Source organism: Falsigemmobacter intermedius, from assembly GCF_004054105.1.
GTDB classification, from domain to species: domain Bacteria; phylum Pseudomonadota; class Alphaproteobacteria; order Rhodobacterales; family Rhodobacteraceae; genus Wagnerdoeblera; species Wagnerdoeblera intermedia.
Genome location: NZ_SBLC01000052.1, coordinates 493 through 14,342, shown reverse-complemented (window position 1 = coordinate 14,342; position 13,850 = coordinate 493). Strand labels below are relative to the sequence as shown.

The 13,850-nt window shown below is 61.6% G+C and carries 25 protein-coding genes; 4 read left to right on the top strand and 21 right to left on the bottom strand.

Features of this window, described 5'->3' with window-relative positions:
- Window positions 1-72 precede the first annotated feature (72 nt).
- From EP867_RS17625 to EP867_RS17555, 15 genes are all read right to left on the bottom strand, one after another.
- Window positions 73-291 (bottom strand): hypothetical protein, encoded by a 219-nt coding sequence (locus EP867_RS17625; protein ID WP_128490777.1) that lies wholly within the window; start codon window positions 289-291, stop codon window positions 73-75.
- A gap of 89 nt (window positions 292-380) precedes the next feature.
- Window positions 381-704 carry a GTA-gp10 family protein gene (locus tag EP867_RS17620; RefSeq protein ID WP_128490776.1) on the bottom strand — a complete coding sequence of 108 codons (324 nt, stop codon included), beginning with the start codon at window positions 702-704 and terminating at the stop codon, window positions 381-383.
- Window positions 705-707: 3 nt separating this feature from the next.
- The gene (locus tag EP867_RS17615) at window positions 708-1,142 is read right to left on the bottom strand and encodes a phage tail tube protein (RefSeq protein WP_128490775.1); all 435 of its coding nucleotides are present in this window, start codon (window positions 1,140-1,142) and stop codon (window positions 708-710) included.
- A gap of 1 nt (window position 1,143) precedes the next feature.
- The gene (locus EP867_RS17610) at window positions 1,144-1,530 is read right to left on the bottom strand and encodes a DUF3168 domain-containing protein (RefSeq protein WP_164888933.1); all 387 of its coding nucleotides are present in this window, start codon (window positions 1,528-1,530) and stop codon (window positions 1,144-1,146) included.
- Window position 1,531: 1 nt separating this feature from the next.
- Window positions 1,532-2,098: an HK97-gp10 family putative phage morphogenesis protein gene (locus tag EP867_RS17605; RefSeq protein WP_128490773.1), complete on the bottom strand. Its 567-nt coding sequence runs from the start codon at window positions 2,096-2,098 to the stop codon at window positions 1,532-1,534.
- Window positions 2,098-2,421, bottom strand: coding sequence for a head-tail adaptor protein (locus EP867_RS17600; RefSeq protein WP_164888932.1), 324 nt, complete (start codon window positions 2,419-2,421; stop codon window positions 2,098-2,100). Before EP867_RS17600 ends, EP867_RS17605 begins: the two co-directional genes overlap by 1 nt.
- Window positions 2,418-2,930, bottom strand: coding sequence for a head-tail connector protein (locus tag EP867_RS17595; protein WP_128490771.1), 513 nt, complete (start codon window positions 2,928-2,930; stop codon window positions 2,418-2,420). Before EP867_RS17595 ends, EP867_RS17600 begins: the two co-directional genes overlap by 4 nt.
- A 1-nt stretch (window position 2,931) precedes the next feature.
- The gene (locus EP867_RS17590) at window positions 2,932-3,132 is read right to left on the bottom strand and encodes a hypothetical protein (protein WP_128490770.1); all 201 of its coding nucleotides are present in this window, start codon (window positions 3,130-3,132) and stop codon (window positions 2,932-2,934) included.
- 71 nt (window positions 3,133-3,203) lie between these two features.
- Entirely contained in the window at window positions 3,204-4,481 is a 1,278-nt protein-coding gene (locus EP867_RS17585; RefSeq protein WP_128490769.1) for a phage major capsid protein, read from the bottom strand.
- Between the two features lie 92 nt (window positions 4,482-4,573).
- Window positions 4,574-5,185 (bottom strand): HK97 family phage prohead protease, encoded by a 612-nt coding sequence (locus EP867_RS17580; RefSeq protein WP_128490768.1) that lies wholly within the window; start codon window positions 5,183-5,185, stop codon window positions 4,574-4,576.
- Complete coding sequence (locus EP867_RS17575) at window positions 5,178-6,380, bottom strand: phage portal protein (RefSeq protein WP_164888931.1); 1,203 nt, start codon at window positions 6,378-6,380, stop codon at window positions 5,178-5,180. Before EP867_RS17575 ends, EP867_RS17580 begins: the two co-directional genes overlap by 8 nt.
- 74 nt (window positions 6,381-6,454) lie before the next feature.
- Window positions 6,455-8,140, bottom strand: a complete 1,686-nt coding sequence (locus EP867_RS17570) for a terminase large subunit (protein WP_128490766.1) — start codon at window positions 8,138-8,140, stop codon at window positions 6,455-6,457.
- Entirely contained in the window at window positions 8,137-8,592 is a 456-nt protein-coding gene (locus EP867_RS17565) for a phage terminase small subunit P27 family (protein WP_128490765.1), read from the bottom strand. The genes EP867_RS17570 and EP867_RS17565 overlap by 4 nt, the downstream gene beginning before the upstream one ends.
- A 194-nt stretch (window positions 8,593-8,786) precedes the next feature.
- A complete protein-coding gene (locus EP867_RS17560; protein WP_128490764.1) occupies window positions 8,787-9,050 on the bottom strand; it encodes a hypothetical protein in 264 nt (87 codons plus the stop codon).
- Entirely contained in the window at window positions 9,047-9,421 is a 375-nt protein-coding gene (locus EP867_RS17555) for an HNH endonuclease (protein ID WP_128490763.1), read from the bottom strand. Before EP867_RS17555 ends, EP867_RS17560 begins: the two co-directional genes overlap by 4 nt.
- A gap of 119 nt (window positions 9,422-9,540) precedes the next feature.
- Between EP867_RS17555 and EP867_RS17550 the strand changes: the two genes are divergently transcribed.
- Entirely contained in the window at window positions 9,541-9,798 is a 258-nt protein-coding gene (locus tag EP867_RS17550; protein WP_128490762.1) for a hypothetical protein, read from the top strand.
- A 161-nt stretch (window positions 9,799-9,959) separates the two neighbouring features.
- Entirely contained in the window at window positions 9,960-10,163 is a 204-nt protein-coding gene (locus EP867_RS17545; protein WP_128490761.1) for a hypothetical protein, read from the top strand.
- On the opposite strand, the gene EP867_RS17540 is transcribed toward EP867_RS17545, so the two are convergent.
- On the bottom strand, window positions 10,153-10,371 hold the full coding sequence (locus EP867_RS17540) for an Acb2/Tad1 domain-containing protein (protein WP_206616369.1): 219 nt from the start codon (window positions 10,369-10,371) through the stop codon (window positions 10,153-10,155). The two genes, EP867_RS17545 and EP867_RS17540, sit on opposite strands and share 11 nt — an antisense overlap.
- Before the next feature lie 677 nt (window positions 10,372-11,048).
- Here EP867_RS17540 and EP867_RS20470 point away from each other — a divergent pair.
- The gene (locus tag EP867_RS20470) at window positions 11,049-11,183 is read left to right on the top strand and encodes a hypothetical protein (RefSeq protein ID WP_277749373.1); all 135 of its coding nucleotides are present in this window, start codon (window positions 11,049-11,051) and stop codon (window positions 11,181-11,183) included.
- A 176-nt stretch (window positions 11,184-11,359) separates the two neighbouring features.
- Here EP867_RS20470 and EP867_RS17535 read toward each other — a convergent pair whose 3' ends face one another.
- Window positions 11,360-11,878, bottom strand: coding sequence for a hypothetical protein (locus EP867_RS17535; protein WP_164888930.1), 519 nt, complete (start codon window positions 11,876-11,878; stop codon window positions 11,360-11,362).
- Window positions 11,879-12,001: 123 nt separating this feature from the next.
- On the opposite strand from EP867_RS17535, the gene EP867_RS17530 reads away from it, so the two are divergent.
- A complete protein-coding gene (locus EP867_RS17530; RefSeq protein ID WP_128490759.1) occupies window positions 12,002-12,307 on the top strand; it encodes a hypothetical protein in 306 nt (101 codons plus the stop codon).
- A gap of 109 nt (window positions 12,308-12,416) precedes the next feature.
- On the opposite strand, the gene EP867_RS17525 is transcribed toward EP867_RS17530, so the two are convergent.
- The 4 genes from EP867_RS17525 to EP867_RS20030 all read right to left on the bottom strand — a co-directional run.
- Window positions 12,417-13,211 carry a hypothetical protein gene (locus EP867_RS17525; protein ID WP_128490758.1) on the bottom strand — a complete coding sequence of 265 codons (795 nt, stop codon included), beginning with the start codon at window positions 13,209-13,211 and terminating at the stop codon, window positions 12,417-12,419.
- Complete coding sequence (locus EP867_RS20465; protein WP_277749372.1) at window positions 13,208-13,339, bottom strand: hypothetical protein; 132 nt, start codon at window positions 13,337-13,339, stop codon at window positions 13,208-13,210. The genes EP867_RS17525 and EP867_RS20465 overlap by 4 nt, the downstream gene beginning before the upstream one ends.
- A complete protein-coding gene (locus tag EP867_RS17520) occupies window positions 13,336-13,548 on the bottom strand; it encodes a DUF3310 domain-containing protein (RefSeq protein WP_128490757.1) in 213 nt (70 codons plus the stop codon). The genes EP867_RS20465 and EP867_RS17520 overlap by 4 nt, the downstream gene beginning before the upstream one ends.
- Window positions 13,545-13,850, bottom strand: a 306-nt coding sequence (locus EP867_RS20030) for a hypothetical protein (protein ID WP_194085566.1), incomplete at its 5' end; no start/stop codon positions are given. The genes EP867_RS20030 and EP867_RS17520, both read right to left, overlap by 4 nt.

Below are 13,850 nucleotides of genomic sequence, written 5' to 3'. Positions count from 1 at the left end.
TATATAGGAAATATAATGGTCAGGACAGCGAAATCAGCGCCTTACTTGGGAAATGTGGGTTGAGGGTTGCAGTCACGCGATTTCCGCACCCCAGGCAATAGCCAACTGCCGCAGCATGGCTTCCTGCATATCCTCTGACTGAGGCTTTGCATTGCGGGGATCGGGCCTGAATACCTTTTCAAAGGCAGGCAGTTTCCCTCCCATAGCCCCGCCGGTCAGCGCGGCGGTGTTATAGGCCTGCCGATTGCTGATATCGATCTGCAGCTCGATCCGCTTCTGCGCAGCCCGCATGTGCAGGTCGAAGCTGCGGAACGTGAGGCCCCAGAAACTGTCCGGGTCAAAGCCTGCGGCGATGTAATCACACCACAGGCTTTCAATGATTACCGGCGGGCCTTCTCCGCCGGTGCCCCGTTTCCCGCATCAGCCTCAGGGAATGCGGCCACGATGGCCTCGCCGAGCGCACCCATGTTTGATTGCAGGATCTCGCCCGCCTCGCGCAGGGTCAGGCCCTCGTGGCGGGACTGCAGGCCCGCATGGAGCAGGGCCCGCATATCCGTGATGCTCATGCGCTCGGCCGCGAAGACCTCCAGCGCGTTGCGCCCGGTGCTGCCCTCAAAGTCCGCAAGTGCGTTCATATCGAGGCGCAGTGTATAGGTGCGCCCGCCGTGGGTCAGCGTTACATCGCCTTTGATCTTATTCGCCATGCCTTAGCTCCCCGAAACCGCGGTGATGGTCGGCTTACCGCTGCACTTGATGGTCAGCGTGGCGCTGAGCTTGTCGTCGACGACGATATCGCCCTGCTCGTAGCCGGTGATAATGCCTTTGAAGTCCATGTTGAAATCGTTCTTCGGATAGGTGATCCGGAACTCACCCGCGCCGCCATTGGTCGTGAAGGCGGTCAGGAGCACATCAGAGGCCGAGGGCACGTAGTTGATGGTGATCGTCGCCTCACCCGCCTCGATCAGCGAGCCGATGAACTCTTTGGTCTGATCGTCGCTGTTCAGATGGGTGACGTCGATGGTTTCTCGGGTCAGGCCCGGCGGGGTGATCGAGACCACCTCTGCCACAGCGGTATAGGTCGAGCCTGCCCCCTTGATTGAGAATTTCGCGCCGTAGCCGGCCAGTGCGCCAGATGCTGCCATGTCAGGCCCTCCAGATGATGTTGAAGTCAGATGAGAAGCGGGAGACGCGGCGCGAAGCTGCGTCCTCAGTGTCGTCCCGGGTGCTGTCGAGGAAGCATCCGGTGAGGCCCGACCCGGTAAAGGTCGAGTAGCCGTTCAGAAGCGCCACCACAGCGCGGTGAAGCGCGGACGCAGCGGGCCGGTCTGCGCCGTAGCAGTCGATCTGCACGCGGTACCGCCAGAGACCATCCGTGCCGCGCAAGTGCGGGGTATCCGCGCCGCTGACAAGGTGCAGGACCACATAGGGCAGAGGCGTCCCATCGGGGGCTTCCCCCCAGAAGATGCGCTGGCCACAGACGGCCTGCACCGCTGACGAGCCTGTCAGCAGTGCCCAGAGGGCTTCCTCCATATCAGCCTCCCCGTGCCTTGCGCTTTGCCTGTCGCGCCGCTGCCTTGCGGATCTGCTCGGCAAGCTCTGTGGTGATGGCCTGCAGGGCAGCATCGCGCTGACTGTCCCAGGCCGGACGCATGAACGGTGTCGGGCGTGTGCCGGGGTGTTTGGTCCCTGCAAACATGCCCTTGTTGATGCGGGGCTTCGTCCCGAACTCCCAGAAGTGGGTGAAGCGGAAGCGTTCAGACGGCCCGACATACATAATCACAGGCGGCAGGGAGCCTTTTGCGACCCGTCGGGCGTCCCTCATCGCCTTCACGGCAGAGGCCCTGTCGAAGCCCTGCCGCATGGCCTGAGAGAAGGCCGCTTTCCCGGCTTCCCCTTTGATCTTCGTGCCGACCACAATGTTTGCGCCGATCTTCGGATCAGGAGTACGCTGCGCATTTGCCGCCATGGCCGAGGCGATGGGTGCCGCGCCCTTTTTCAGAGCATTTCGGACAACCGTCTTTCGTGTGGCGGCTTTCTCCAGCTCCTGCAAAGAGCGCTCAAGCTCCTTCAGGCCGGTGATTTTGACAGAGACCGCCATCAATCCATCCTCGCCTCTGCAGTAATCTCCAGCCTGTCCCTCCGGCCGACCTCTTTGATGCCGGTGATCTCATAGGTCAGCCCGCCCTCAATCAGCCGATCCTTCGGGCGGATGCCGCGGGAGGCTGTGAAGGATCGCACCATGAAGCGCGAGATCACTGACCCCTGCACCATCCCGGCTGCAGCCCGCTCTCTGTCTGAGATATCCTTGCGGGAACCCCAGAGCGTGATCAGATCGGACCAGATGGTGGTCGGGCCGAGGCCGGTGTTTGTCACCGTGGCACGGCGGATGGTGATGCGCCGATCGAGCGCGCCCGCGCTCATGCCTTTGCCCACCCGCGCCGATAGAGGCTGACAAGGCTTTCCACGGCAAAGGGCACCTCCCGCATGGGCTTCTCGCTGGTCGCCTCGCGGTTTTCGTACCATTGGGCGATGAGCAGCAGGATTGCATGCTTGATCGAGGGCGGGAGGAAGCCCCCCACAGTCACGCGGAGGGTGACAGGTTCCGCGGGCCACGGGCCGGTGATGCTTGCCCGATCGCCATCCTTCAAGAGGGTGAAGCCCGGAAGCTGATCATCTCCAAGGGTGACGGACACAAGCTCCGTCACCGGGTAAAGGGGCACGGCCACCGCGGCCCGCCCGGTCATGGTCGCCATCCAGCCTTCGGCGCCCAGAGGAAAGCCGACCATCTGCTCCACAGCATCCGTTGCGGCAGCAATAAGCCCGGTCAGCAGCGCATCGCTGTCGGTATCTGCGTTTTCCACCCGACATTGCGCCTTGGCCTCCGATAGCGAGACCGGCTTTGTCGTGGCGGCAGTCTCGCGGTGCCACATGTCAGATCACCTCTGCCTGGCCAGCGGCGACAATGCTTTCGGCCTCAGAAGCGGAGACCTCGATCTCATCGCCGCGGTTTTGCGAGAACCCGGTCCCTGCCCGCGAGACCAACAGGCGCACGCGCACGGTCGGAGGTGCAGTTTCCTGTTGTGAGGGATGGGTCGGGGCTGCACCGGCCTCCGTGGTTTTCTTCTTCGCCATGGTGGTTCTCCCGTTGATGGCAAGACAGGCTTGAGACGAAAGGGCGCCGGAGCGCCCCTTCCTGAAGCCGATCAGGAGGCTTTGGTGATCAGGTGCTTGATCGCGCGGCTGTCGCCGATCTCGCCATCGAAGCGGATGTAGCCAGCCACGCCGAAGCCCGGCCAGAAGTCCTTGTCCTGCAGAGCACCGATCAGCGGCTGGCCGACCTTGCGCACGAAGTATTTGCTGAAGTCGCCAAACAGCATGACCTTCGAGGCCGAAGCCGCTGAGGGGATCGCGGCCATCGCCTGGTTGACGTGGTAGCGATAGCCCAGAAGGGTGCCCGGAACGCCCTGCTGGACGTTGCCCATCTGCCAGAGATAGTTGCCGTCACCGTCCTTCAGCTTACGAAGCACCGCGAGCGTGGCATCCGAGAACATAAAGGCAGCTTTCGGCGACACGCGATAAGCCGGGTCAACCGAGTGCAGCAGGTCAATCACCTCATCAGCGGTGATGGCCGTGGCCGAGGCGGCCGTCACGCCGAGGGTTGAGGCAGTCACCACACCGTTCGGGGCCGACGAGCCGCTGCCCGTGGTCAGCTGAGTGTTTGCGATGCGGCCCAGACGTTCGCCCAGCAGCCCGCCCAGAACCTGCTCCATCACAAAGATGCTGTCGTCTGCCAGCTCCTTGGAGACGCGCAGCCATTCGGTATTCCAGGCATAGGCGTTCAGGGTGGCCGCACCAAAGACCACATCCTCACCGCCATCATCGGTCAGCGCGACACCTTCCGTGTGCGCCACACCCGTCTTGAGAATGTCGTTCACGGTCGGGATGGTGATCGCGCCGCCGCCCGTGGTGACGAGCTCGGTCGTGACGCCGGGGTCATACATCGGCCCGGTCGCAGCCATGGCCTTGACGATGATGCCCATCAGCTCAGTCGGGACGGTATAACCGCCAGCCGCCGCAGCGGTGGTCTGGGCGCGCTGTTCAACGGGAATATCGGTATAGCCACGCTTCAGGATCGCGCGGGCCTCCGGCGACATGACGCCCTCATTGCCCTGCGCGCGCAGATACTCGGCAAAAGCGGTGCGATAGTCGATCTGGTCGCCCTGATCCAGCCCGCGCTGTTCGCTGTCGGGGTGGCGGGGGCGGCGGGGATCGCCGGAATTCATGCGGGCCTCGATCTCGGCCTGCTTCAGTTCGCGCTGGATCATGCCCTCGATGCGGTCAAATTCCGCCATCGCAGTGTCGTGCGCGGCCTCGAGCTCTGCGGCGCGGGCCTCGTCGGTGTTGCTGTTGATGAGGTCCAGGCGCTCACGGGCTTCTGCGGTGATGCGGGCCTGCTTCTCGCGAAGTGCTTTGATGGTCATGCCATCCTCCAAATATGCGGTTTCACGGCCGCCCGCGGGCATCGCGGCAGCCTGTCTCCCTTTCGGGGTGCTCGTCGGTGACGGTGGGTGGCTCAGATCCCGCGCGTGCGGCTGTCGATCTGGGCTTTCATGGCAAGCCGACGAGCGGCTGCGTTGAAGTTGTGGCGCCGGGCCTCCTTGCGGTGGGCCTCAAGGCTGCGCAGACCGATTTCAGTGGTCGGATAAGCCCCGCGCGGGACAACCGAGACCTCCCAGAGTTCGCCCACCTTCTCGATGGTCCGCAGCGGGGTCTCGCCGCTTTCGTCCCACGTCTGGCGACCGCCCGACATGGTGAAAGCAAAGCTCATCTGGTCGATGTTTCCGGCGCGGATATTCTCGGCCAGATCGCGGGCCGTCTGCGTCTCCGGCAGGGTGATCTCGACCTTGAGGCCGTGATCATCCTCAGACAGTCGCAGGGTGCCTGCTTTGGCCCGGCCGAGGACGTGCTGATAGTCGTGGTTGTAGAGCGCATGAATATCGTCACGGCCAATGGCGTCCGAGAACGCACCCTTCTCGATCCGCTCGCGGAAATATCCGCCGATGTCGGTCTCCTGTCCAAATACAGCGGCATAGCCTGTCAGGACGACCGCTTCATTGCCGCCGTCAGCGCGGTTTTCCAGCTTCGCGCTGGCGAGGACGCGGACCTCGCGGTTTGCGTTACTCATCCTGCTCTCCTTCCGGCTCTGCCGGGGGCTGTGTTTGAGACTCAGAAGGTGTGACCTGCCCGGCCTGATCGATCGGGATCATCGCGCCCTGCACCAGCAGGCGGTCGCCGCCGGCCGCGCTCGGCCGGTTCTCCAGCGCGCGGGCCTCATTTGGCATCAACACGCCGTTCTGGATCGCCTGGGCATATCCCTGCATGCGGGTCATGAAATCTCCGCGCAGCAGGCCATCGAGGTTGAACTCGGCATAGGTTGTCCGCGCACCGCGCCCGAAGAGCTTGAGATTGATCTCGCCCTCGATCTGCCCGACCCATCGCAGGATCGTGTGCTTCACAAAGTGCAGGTCCTGCTGCTCGGTGTTACTGTAGGTTCCCCGCGACAGATCCTGCAGAAGGATCGGAGGCAGAGAGTAGATCCGTGCAATCTGCTCGATGCAGAAGCGCTGTGCCTCGATCATCTGCGCCTTGTGCGCGTCGACGCCGACCCCTTTCACCTCGAGGCCGGCTGGCAGGGTCATATATTTGCGCTTGTCCCGGCTGGCTTTGGAGACCGCATCGGCAATGTCGTCCGCCGCCTGTTGCAGCGACCGCCCGCTTTGGAATGACCCGGTCACGATAAAGGGCGGGATGCCGCCATTATCGAAGAACTGGCCGCCATAGTGCGTGACCGCCTGCGCCAGCCCGATCACATCCTTGTTCGACATGATCGGCGAGCGATGCCCCAGGCCGTCTGCGCGGAGCATAAACGGCAGATCCAGCACGTCAGCCGCGCTGTAGGTGACCGTCCGCCGGTCGCTCTCGCGGTAGACATACTGACGAACCCCGTCCACCCGCTTGATGGTCAGATTTGCAGGGTTCAATGGCCAGAGGTTCAGCACCTTCCCGGTTGCAGCCCGTTCGATAAAGAGCACACCCCGGCCGCCGGTCAGTGCCTGCTCGACCCACCATTTGAAGAGGTCGAAGGCTGAGAGCATGTCCGGTTCATTGGCGACATCATTCAGGACAGCCTGCAGTCCGGGGTTGGTCGGTTCGCGCCCGGACTTCGTCTTGCGAAACACCTGCAATGGCAGTCCGGCAATCGTGGTCGCAATGACCTGAACGGCAGCCATCACGGCGGGGACGCCGAGAGCGCTGTCGATCGTGACCGTCTCCCCAGAAGCGCTGGCCCCCATGCCAAAGCCTGAGAACAGCTGCACCACTTCAGGCGAGGACTGCGGGATATCCGCCGTGATCTGCGCCCGCTGCTCGGGCTTTCGTTTGAATAATCCGAGCATCACATCACCAGCTTAAATTCGGGATCGGCATCCCATGGAGTTGCGGCGGGCTGGGCTTCGTCGAGAAGCCAGCGGCCGAGCGCCATCATGCAGGCGACCGGGCCGTCGATCTTGTTCTCAGCCCGCTGTTTGGTCGGGCTGTGAATGTCTCCGGTGCGCGACCGGTTCACTACGTTGGACAGCATCCACGCAAAGGGCGCAGAGCCGTTATGGATCAGCTTTCGCTCGACGATCAGCGCATCCAGCTTTCGCATCGGCTCATTCATCAGCGTGGGCCGGTTGGCAAAGTCGATGCAGGCCACGCCCTGCTCCATCAGCTCGACGGCCATCTGCCGCGAGTGCAGTGGGTCAAAGGCCACCTCGCGCACCTGAAAGCGGGCACAGAAGTCGAGGATATCCGCGAGGATCTCCCGGTCGTCGGTGACCGCGCCATCGGTCTCGATCAGCAGGCCTTCATCGCGCCATGTCCGGAAGTGCTCGTTTTCCGGCTGCTCGATGGTCTCCGAGGGCAGATAGTAGCGCCCGAAGCGGGCATAGCCGTCGCCGTGTTTGAACAGCAGCTCCACCGCCGTCAGGTCGCGTTTTTCGGCGAGGTCGATGCCGATGATGCACTCCTGCCCCTCGAACTGATCGAGCGAAAGCGAAGGATCTGCCGCCTCCTGATAGCGCAGCACGTTGAAATAGGCGTCCCGGGCCGAAACCCAGACGTTCAGGTGTTTGGTCTTGAACGCCCCGGCCTTACGCGGGCTGGTCATGGCCTCCGTCTGGCGGGCCAGAAGGAAGTCCTCAAAGACCGAGATCCCGAAGTTCGGGTTGGCCTTGCGCAGCACCTCCGGGGCGGTCCAGTCATCGCCCTCATCGACGCCATAGATCAGCGCAAAAAGCTCATCATCCGCCCGCGTGCCTTCCAGCATCGCCTGAGCTTCCTGCTGCATGGCGTAGCAGGGGCCTGAGATATTGTCGCCTGCGGTGGTGATCACCAGCATCAGCGGCTGCTCACGCGCCCCCATCCCGGTTTCCATGGTCGAATAGAGCACATCCGTAGGATGCTCGTGGTATTCGTCGACGATGGCGCAGCTGGGCGAGGCCCCATCCCCCGGCGTGCCGATCACGGCCTCAAAGCGGGAGCCATTGCCCAGAACGTGCAGGTTCTTTGCGTTTACGCTCAGGCCGAAGTGGCTTAGCAGCGCCGGCGACTTCTGCGCCATCAGCTTCGCTGGGCGAAACACCTCCCATGCCTGCTTCTCGCTGGTGGCTCCGGAATAGACCTCGGCTCCGTGCTCACCGTCTGCGACCAGCATGTAAAGGCCGATCCCGGCTGCGAGCGCCGACTTTCCGTTCTTCCGGGGCACCAGCAGGAGCAGTTTGCGAAAGCGCCGCAGTCCGTCTTTCTTGCGCACCCAGCCAAAGGCCACGACGACAAAGAAGATCTGCCACGGCTGCAGCTTGAGCTTCTCACCCTTTGCCGCCCATTTGCCCTTGGTGTGGGGCATCATCTCGATGAATTTGGCGACCTTTGCGCCCTTCTTCGGGTCGAAGGTGTATTTGAAGGTCCTGTCCGACTGCCATTCCAGATCGTCGAGGTGACGCTGGCACGCGAGGCGGATGTATTTGTTCGCCGGGATACGCCCTGCTACCACATCACGGGCGTAGGCCTCAGCGGTTGCGGCATATCCCTGCTTCATATCGCATCATCCAGCCCTGCAAATGGGTTGGCCTCCGGGGCCTTGCCTGCGCTGACCTTTGACCGCGCCGATGGCGTCAGGCCGAACTCTGCCAGCAGGCTCTGAGCGTGGCGCATGGCCTCGTTTCGCATGGCGACTTCGGGCCGCGCTTTTACAAGCCCGCCCTCGCTGGTGTAGGTCCGCCCCGCGTCTTCGACCATGACGGTCAGGATTTCAACTTCCTCGAGCCGCGAGGCGCAGAGCGCGAGCGCATGGGTGTCGTCAGGCGAGGCAATGCCCATGCCGTGCAGCGTGGCGCTGATCTGGTCGAAGATCTCGGCGGCGCGGCTGGAAAGCCAGGCCGGAGCCACCGCCAGCCCCTGGTTTGCGACCGGCTCATCCTTATTGATCCGGCTCGGGCGCTTCTCGCCGGCCACGATCTTGAGGTGGGTCGGCTTGGGTTTCCTGCCCATGTCAAAACCCTCCAAAAAAATGTCTCAGTTTTGGCCGCGTAAAAAATCGATGGGGGCCGCCGCTCCGGAAGATTATGCCCTGAGCTTTGACCCACCCCCCGTGGGAGGCAGGGTCGCTATCTCGATGGGGGCGGGTACCCGCCGCACAGATCGCCCTGCATGGCCCTCTCCGTAGCTCTGAGGCGCGTTGACTGTCAGAGGCCGCGTCGCTCAGTATCCTTGACCCCCTTGAGGATGCTCGGGATAGCAGCCTTCACTGCTGCATCGACCCTGTCTGCAATTGGGGTATCCGGCTCGACTGCGAACTCAGCGTTCAGTGCGGCGATGACTGCCCGTGTGATCCGGCTTGCATCGGCTGTGGTCAACTCATCAACAGCCACGCGCACGGCGTCTCTTCCGTTTGGCCCAATGATGACGCCACCGGGCATCTCGATAAATTCTCTGAACGCTTTCATCATTGTCCCTTTCGCTTTCTCACCCACGCCAGCAACGCCTCTCCAGAGAACCGCGCCTCTGCCCGCTGCTTCTCGCCGTCATGGTGTCGCTTGCACAGGCTGGTGAAGGTGTTGCGCCAGAACAGATCCGGGTCGCCCTCATGGGGCAGGTCGTGATCGAGAACATTGGCTGGCACCACGTGCCCATCGGCCAGGCAGTATTCGCAGAGCGGCTGCAGTCTCAGCTGCTGTAGGCGGAAGCGTTCCCACTCTGCGGTATATCCGCGCTCACGGGCGCTGCCGCGATCCTCTCGCGCCTTTGGCTTATGGCGAGGGGCTGGCTTATGCGCCGCTCCCGATCGCGGGAGGCCGTGGCGGCCGGGGGCTTGGGCCATGCGTCCTGCGGGTTCCGTTGCCGGATTATCCGCCCTCTGATGATGTGTGGAAATCTCTCCGGATTGCCTGCCTTGCTCTTTGCTGCTTGAAGATTGCTATGACGAGCAGGAGGTCAGGCGTGAGCGATCAAAAGAACTGGTTTGAACAGGCGAGAGCCCAGGAGGCGCGAAAAAAGAGCAACTGGTGGAAATGGCTGCTCGGCCTGTGCTTTCTTCTGTTCTTCTGCAGCGATGGTGACCGCAAAGAGAAGCGGTATTGCTATAACTTCGGTGAAGAACCCAATATCCGGCGCGCTTGTTTCAAGGAAAAGCTCGCGCCGGATACGGAATGTGTTTTCACGGAGGACGGTGGTGTGTCCTGTCGCATCCCCAGCTGATGCCCCCTCAAGAGACACGCCTGCTACCCGCGAAGTGGCTGAAGCCGGACGCCCGGAAGGGGACCGCAGGGAGGCGTGTCGCTGGAAGGGGAAACGTCATGGGTGTGGTATAGAAGAGGTCGCGGTGACCTTTTCAGATATCACAGCAAAAAGGAGCACCCATGAAGCTATCATTGGCAGCAGAATTCAGCGTCAATATCGACTTGATATTTAACAATCAAACGCCGCCAACCATTCGCCCCGCAACATCGAGCCTCATATCGCAGGAGGCTCCGATGAAGCGGTTTGACCGCATTGTTGCGACATCTGCCTTGGGGGTGGCTGTCATTCAGCTAGCGCACAATTTCGGCTGGCTCACTTGGTGACGTGTTTCACAGCCCACATCACTGCCTGCTCGGCATTGGTGATGGCCAGCGACAGTTCGCGGCTTCCGCCGATCTCCTGGCATTTGGCAATGAAAGCGGCGCCGAGATCCTTCAACTCAAGCATCTGGGCTTTCTCGGCGTCCGTCAGGACGCGATACGCGTGGCGCACGACATTGTTCGCCGTCCGATCATCGGAGGCGCTGTTCACTTCGGCCGTTGTTGGCTCCTGATGTGCTGAAATGCAAAACGCCCGAGGCAGGATCTCTGCTTCGGGCGCTTGTAGTGCTGCGTTACATGTACCCTGGGGAGCTACAAGCTCTGCTCGTACGAGGCTGTAGCCGTGTATCGTCTCAGACTTAGCGGCTAAATTTGTCCGAGCAGACGATCTTCGTAGGGACTGGTCCTCACCTGTGTTAGGGCTGCCAGTTCTCAACAGGATGACTTAATGTTTCAATCACAGTATTTGTACATCGATCTACCGGGATTTGATGAGCCTCAGGAATGCTCAGTAGAGCTGAACCAGGGATCTCCAGCCGGCTGGCACTGCTTGTCGGTGAAAAATCGGACACCCAGCGAGTTTTCTGCCTCTTGGATCGGCCAAGGTGCGGCCATGAAGGGCTCGATCAACGGCGACTTTACTATCATGGACGGCACTACGCTCCGTGATGATGAAGCACTCCGCGTTCTTGTAAGGCCCTCTGTGCGAGCTTCTTGAGCCGTGGATTGATACCTATGGCTGCGGTCCGACTTGAAACCGGCCAGAGCTGGCCGAAATTCTTTTCGGACCCCGTCACGGCGCAGCCAATTACAAGGCTATCACTGAACTTATAAAGGTATAGCGTCCCAAGTGGGCCAAGTATCGGCCCGCTTTGTAAGGATATCATCATGGCTAAGGGCATGGCGAAACGCGGACGTGACGAAAAGAAGCCGAAGAAGGTCGTTCCCAAGACCAATGCTTCAGCACCGAGCCTGAAGAACCTGGTCGCCGCGACCCCGGCGCTCCAAATCAAGACCCGGTAACATTGAGCGGCGGCTTCCTGAGAGGGCTCACAAAATGAGTTTCGGGCCGCCTCAATGCCTGCAAATATAAAAGCGCCCGAGGAATTCCGCGGGCGCATTTTTTATCACCAGATTTCGGACCTTTCATGGTCGCGCCTCTGGCGATTGTTCATTTCTGGCACCTTTCGGCGATCCTGTCAACTGATCGCGTCGAGGCCAATCCGAAGCCGCTGCATGTGGCGCTCCCTCTGCGCCGGGTTCCCGTGCCAGACGGGCTGATCCTCCAGCACTACGCGCTGCATCACGGGCTTGCTGGCGGCAGGCACCTCAGCCCATGCTTCCCGGAATTGTTCGCGGGCGTCCACCTTCGCCGCTAGTGGATCAAAGCCGTCAGTTGCCTTACCTCCGAAGATTGCCGCCAGCGGGTCGCGGTCCGGATAACCCTCAGCGGCGCGGGCCAAGCGCTCGGCAGCGAGAAGCTGGGTCTCAGTCAGGTCACCCTTCCGGGCATAGAGCTGCACCCAGGTCTGTCGGCGCTTGCGCTTGCCGCCAGTCAGAACCTCCCTGCCCGTCTCCTTGTCCTCGGCCGTGGCAGGCTCAACCCGCAGCCGGATCTGGTTTGCCGGCCCCTCGGCGCCACGGTCCCACTGCGGGAGCGTGATCGGGGCGACCTTCGCCTTTCGGCCTTTGCGTGTATGGAACGTCATAGCGTTCATGTCTCACTGTCCTGATGGTGTTTTTATGGGCGGGCCTTAGTGGCCCTGCTCCTGAATTCAGCTTGATGCATGAGGCCTGAAGTGCGACACCTTTGGGGAAGGCATTGAAAACAGGTGCATCTTTTGAAGCGTCGCAATTTGGTCGTCATTAAATACATCGCGGCAGTGTTCTTCGCGTACATCGCAGCAGCTGTAGTGGCCGAGGCTCCGATATTTGGGCTGTTCACCATCCCGACAATATCCTGGCCGACTGTGTTCGAGGTAATTGCGTGGCTCTTCTTCGGTCTGATGGTTTTTGCCCCGTATTTGTTTGCGGATGAAATCGAAGGGAAGGATCGCAAATGGGGGGGCTTGCTGCTTCTTATGGGCAAGATCCTCTCATTCATCTTCGGTGGCGTTTATGTATTCGCGCTGATCTTCCGCTTGTGAGGGGATCTGCTGTTCTGAGCAGCGCAGGTATTGCCACCACAGGGCCACCTGCCGCGCCTGGGTTTATCGGATACCCAGTCGAAGCGGATATCTTCCGGCTTGCACCACATCACACGCCCACCTGCTGTTCGGTGCGGTGATCGTGCGGGCTGCCATCCTGCACCCGCAATCGCAGCACCGCGAGATCCATCTCAGCCCTCTCGGCGCACTTGCGAACGCAAATCTCCATATTCCCCAATTCGTAAGCCTCCTTGCCAAGGCGCTCATATTCGGCCCGCAGTTCAGCCAACCTGCGCTCCGCTCGTTCGGCGCGGGCGACTGCTTGACGCTCACGCTGAATGAGGACCAAGCCTTCCCGAGGACTGAGATCACGGATCAGGCCCATCACAGCCCAGACGTCCGGGCATTTCTGGCGGTCGATGTCGCGCAGCAGACGCAGAAGCGCGCTGACGATAATCTCGTCCTGCGCCGCGGTCTCTGCCTTCCGCCCTTCCTGGAACCCTGCCTCAAAAGCCTCGCCCTGATCCTCAAAGCGCACCAGAGGCACAGGAGGTACGGTATTCCCAACCCCAGGTAGATTTTCGGAAACCTCCCTCCCGGACTGCGCGTTTGTCACGTGGGCGCGCACGGAGCCGGGAGCGCTAAGGTTCCTTTTGAGTGCGAATGTGTTTTCATTACGAGTAGCGTGGCTCTCGTGTGCACCCACCCCAGAAAGTTCTGGCGCGATTGATGCGCCGTCAGGTACTCTCTGTGCTGGCACGGGACCAGGAACAATCTGCATTGGGATCGTGGGCGCGGGAGGATGCAGATCGTTAATGGCTACCCGTGCCGCCCACGCCGGGGCCTTGCCTGCCGGGCCGTGGTAGCTGCAGTGGCCGTTGTGGATGGTGACGTTGTCGCTCATTTGCGGCCCTCCTTCGGCAGGGTCTGGGTGCGGCACTTGGTGCAGCGGAGGAACGATGCCTGGCCGCGGCGGATCATGCGGAAATCGTGGTCGCAGATGCCGAGCCAGCGTTTGAGGCGTTTGATCATGCGGTGGCCCCTTTCCTGCGGGCGATTTCGCGCTGGATGTACCAAGCGGCTTTTTCCAGATCCTCGATGGCGTCGTTCTTCAGATCTGCGCGCCAGATGTATTTCATCGCGTTCCCGAGGCAGAAGTTCATGTGCTCGGTGATCTGGATGCACTCGACGCCGGAGGGGTGAGAGCGGTAGTGCGGCGGGTGGTTGACCGGATCGCTCATGCGTCCTCCAGAGCAGGGCTGCGGTCCATGACCAGCCCGAGGTTGCGGTAGATCTTCGAACGGCTGGTGCTGATCAGATCGCTGCGGAGAAAAGCCTCGATGCGGTCGATGCTCGGGACCACACCTGCGAGATTGCAGACCTCGTGCCAGTCAGCGCGGCGGAAGTAGCTCAGCTGAGCCAGCGTCACGACCTCCCGGCGCTCCGGCTTGGCGCGGGCGATTTCACCAGCGGCATCGGCCAGCGCGTGGGCGGCCACCGCGCGCCACAGCTGGCGGGCAGCGGAGCCGTGCACCGCGGTGAT

What these genes read in the sequence shown, in the direction of transcription:
- EP867_RS17525 (WP_128490758.1), bottom strand. Translation starts at nt 13,211, where the DNA reads ATGAGCGACAACGTCACCATCCACAACGGCCACTGCAGCTACCACGGC.
- EP867_RS20470 (WP_277749373.1), top strand. Translation starts at nt 11,049, where the DNA reads ATGGCTAAGGGCATGGCGAAACGCGGACGTGACGAAAAGAAGCCGAAG.
- EP867_RS17545 (WP_128490761.1), top strand. Translation starts at nt 9,960, where the DNA reads ATGAAGCTATCATTGGCAGCAGAATTCAGCGTCAATATCGACTTGATA.
- EP867_RS17605 (WP_128490773.1), bottom strand. Translation starts at nt 2,098, where the DNA reads ATGGCGGTCTCTGTCAAAATCACCGGCCTGAAGGAGCTTGAGCGCTCT.
- EP867_RS17555 (WP_128490763.1), bottom strand. Translation starts at nt 9,421, where the DNA reads ATGGCCCAAGCCCCCGGCCGCCACGGCCTCCCGCGATCGGGAGCGGCG.
- EP867_RS17520 (WP_128490757.1), bottom strand. Translation starts at nt 13,548, where the DNA reads ATGAGCGATCCGGTCAACCACCCGCCGCACTACCGCTCTCACCCCTCC.
- EP867_RS17565 (WP_128490765.1), bottom strand. Translation starts at nt 8,592, where the DNA reads ATGGGCAGGAAACCCAAGCCGACCCACCTCAAGATCGTGGCCGGCGAG.
- EP867_RS17615 (WP_128490775.1), bottom strand. Translation starts at nt 1,142, where the DNA reads ATGGCAGCATCTGGCGCACTGGCCGGCTACGGCGCGAAATTCTCAATC.
- EP867_RS17625 (WP_128490777.1), bottom strand. Translation starts at nt 291, where the DNA reads ATGCGGGCTGCGCAGAAGCGGATCGAGCTGCAGATCGATATCAGCAAT.
- EP867_RS17570 (WP_128490766.1), bottom strand. Translation starts at nt 8,140, where the DNA reads ATGAAGCAGGGATATGCCGCAACCGCTGAGGCCTACGCCCGTGATGTG.
- EP867_RS17595 (WP_128490771.1), bottom strand. Translation starts at nt 2,930, where the DNA reads ATGTGGCACCGCGAGACTGCCGCCACGACAAAGCCGGTCTCGCTATCG.
- EP867_RS17560 (WP_128490764.1), bottom strand. Translation starts at nt 9,050, where the DNA reads ATGATGAAAGCGTTCAGAGAATTTATCGAGATGCCCGGTGGCGTCATC.
- EP867_RS20465 (WP_277749372.1), bottom strand. Translation starts at nt 13,339, where the DNA reads ATGATCAAACGCCTCAAACGCTGGCTCGGCATCTGCGACCACGATTTC.
- EP867_RS17535 (WP_164888930.1), bottom strand. Translation starts at nt 11,878, where the DNA reads ATGAACGCTATGACGTTCCATACACGCAAAGGCCGAAAGGCGAAGGTC.
- EP867_RS17600 (WP_164888932.1), bottom strand. Translation starts at nt 2,421, where the DNA reads ATGAGCGCGGGCGCGCTCGATCGGCGCATCACCATCCGCCGTGCCACG.
- EP867_RS17590 (WP_128490770.1), bottom strand. Translation starts at nt 3,132, where the DNA reads ATGGCGAAGAAGAAAACCACGGAGGCCGGTGCAGCCCCGACCCATCCC.
- EP867_RS17585 (WP_128490769.1), bottom strand. Translation starts at nt 4,481, where the DNA reads ATGACCATCAAAGCACTTCGCGAGAAGCAGGCCCGCATCACCGCAGAA.
- EP867_RS17620 (WP_128490776.1), bottom strand. Translation starts at nt 704, where the DNA reads ATGGCGAATAAGATCAAAGGCGATGTAACGCTGACCCACGGCGGGCGC.
- EP867_RS17580 (WP_128490768.1), bottom strand. Translation starts at nt 5,185, where the DNA reads ATGAGTAACGCAAACCGCGAGGTCCGCGTCCTCGCCAGCGCGAAGCTG.
- EP867_RS17610 (WP_164888933.1), bottom strand. Translation starts at nt 1,530, where the DNA reads ATGGAGGAAGCCCTCTGGGCACTGCTGACAGGCTCGTCAGCGGTGCAG.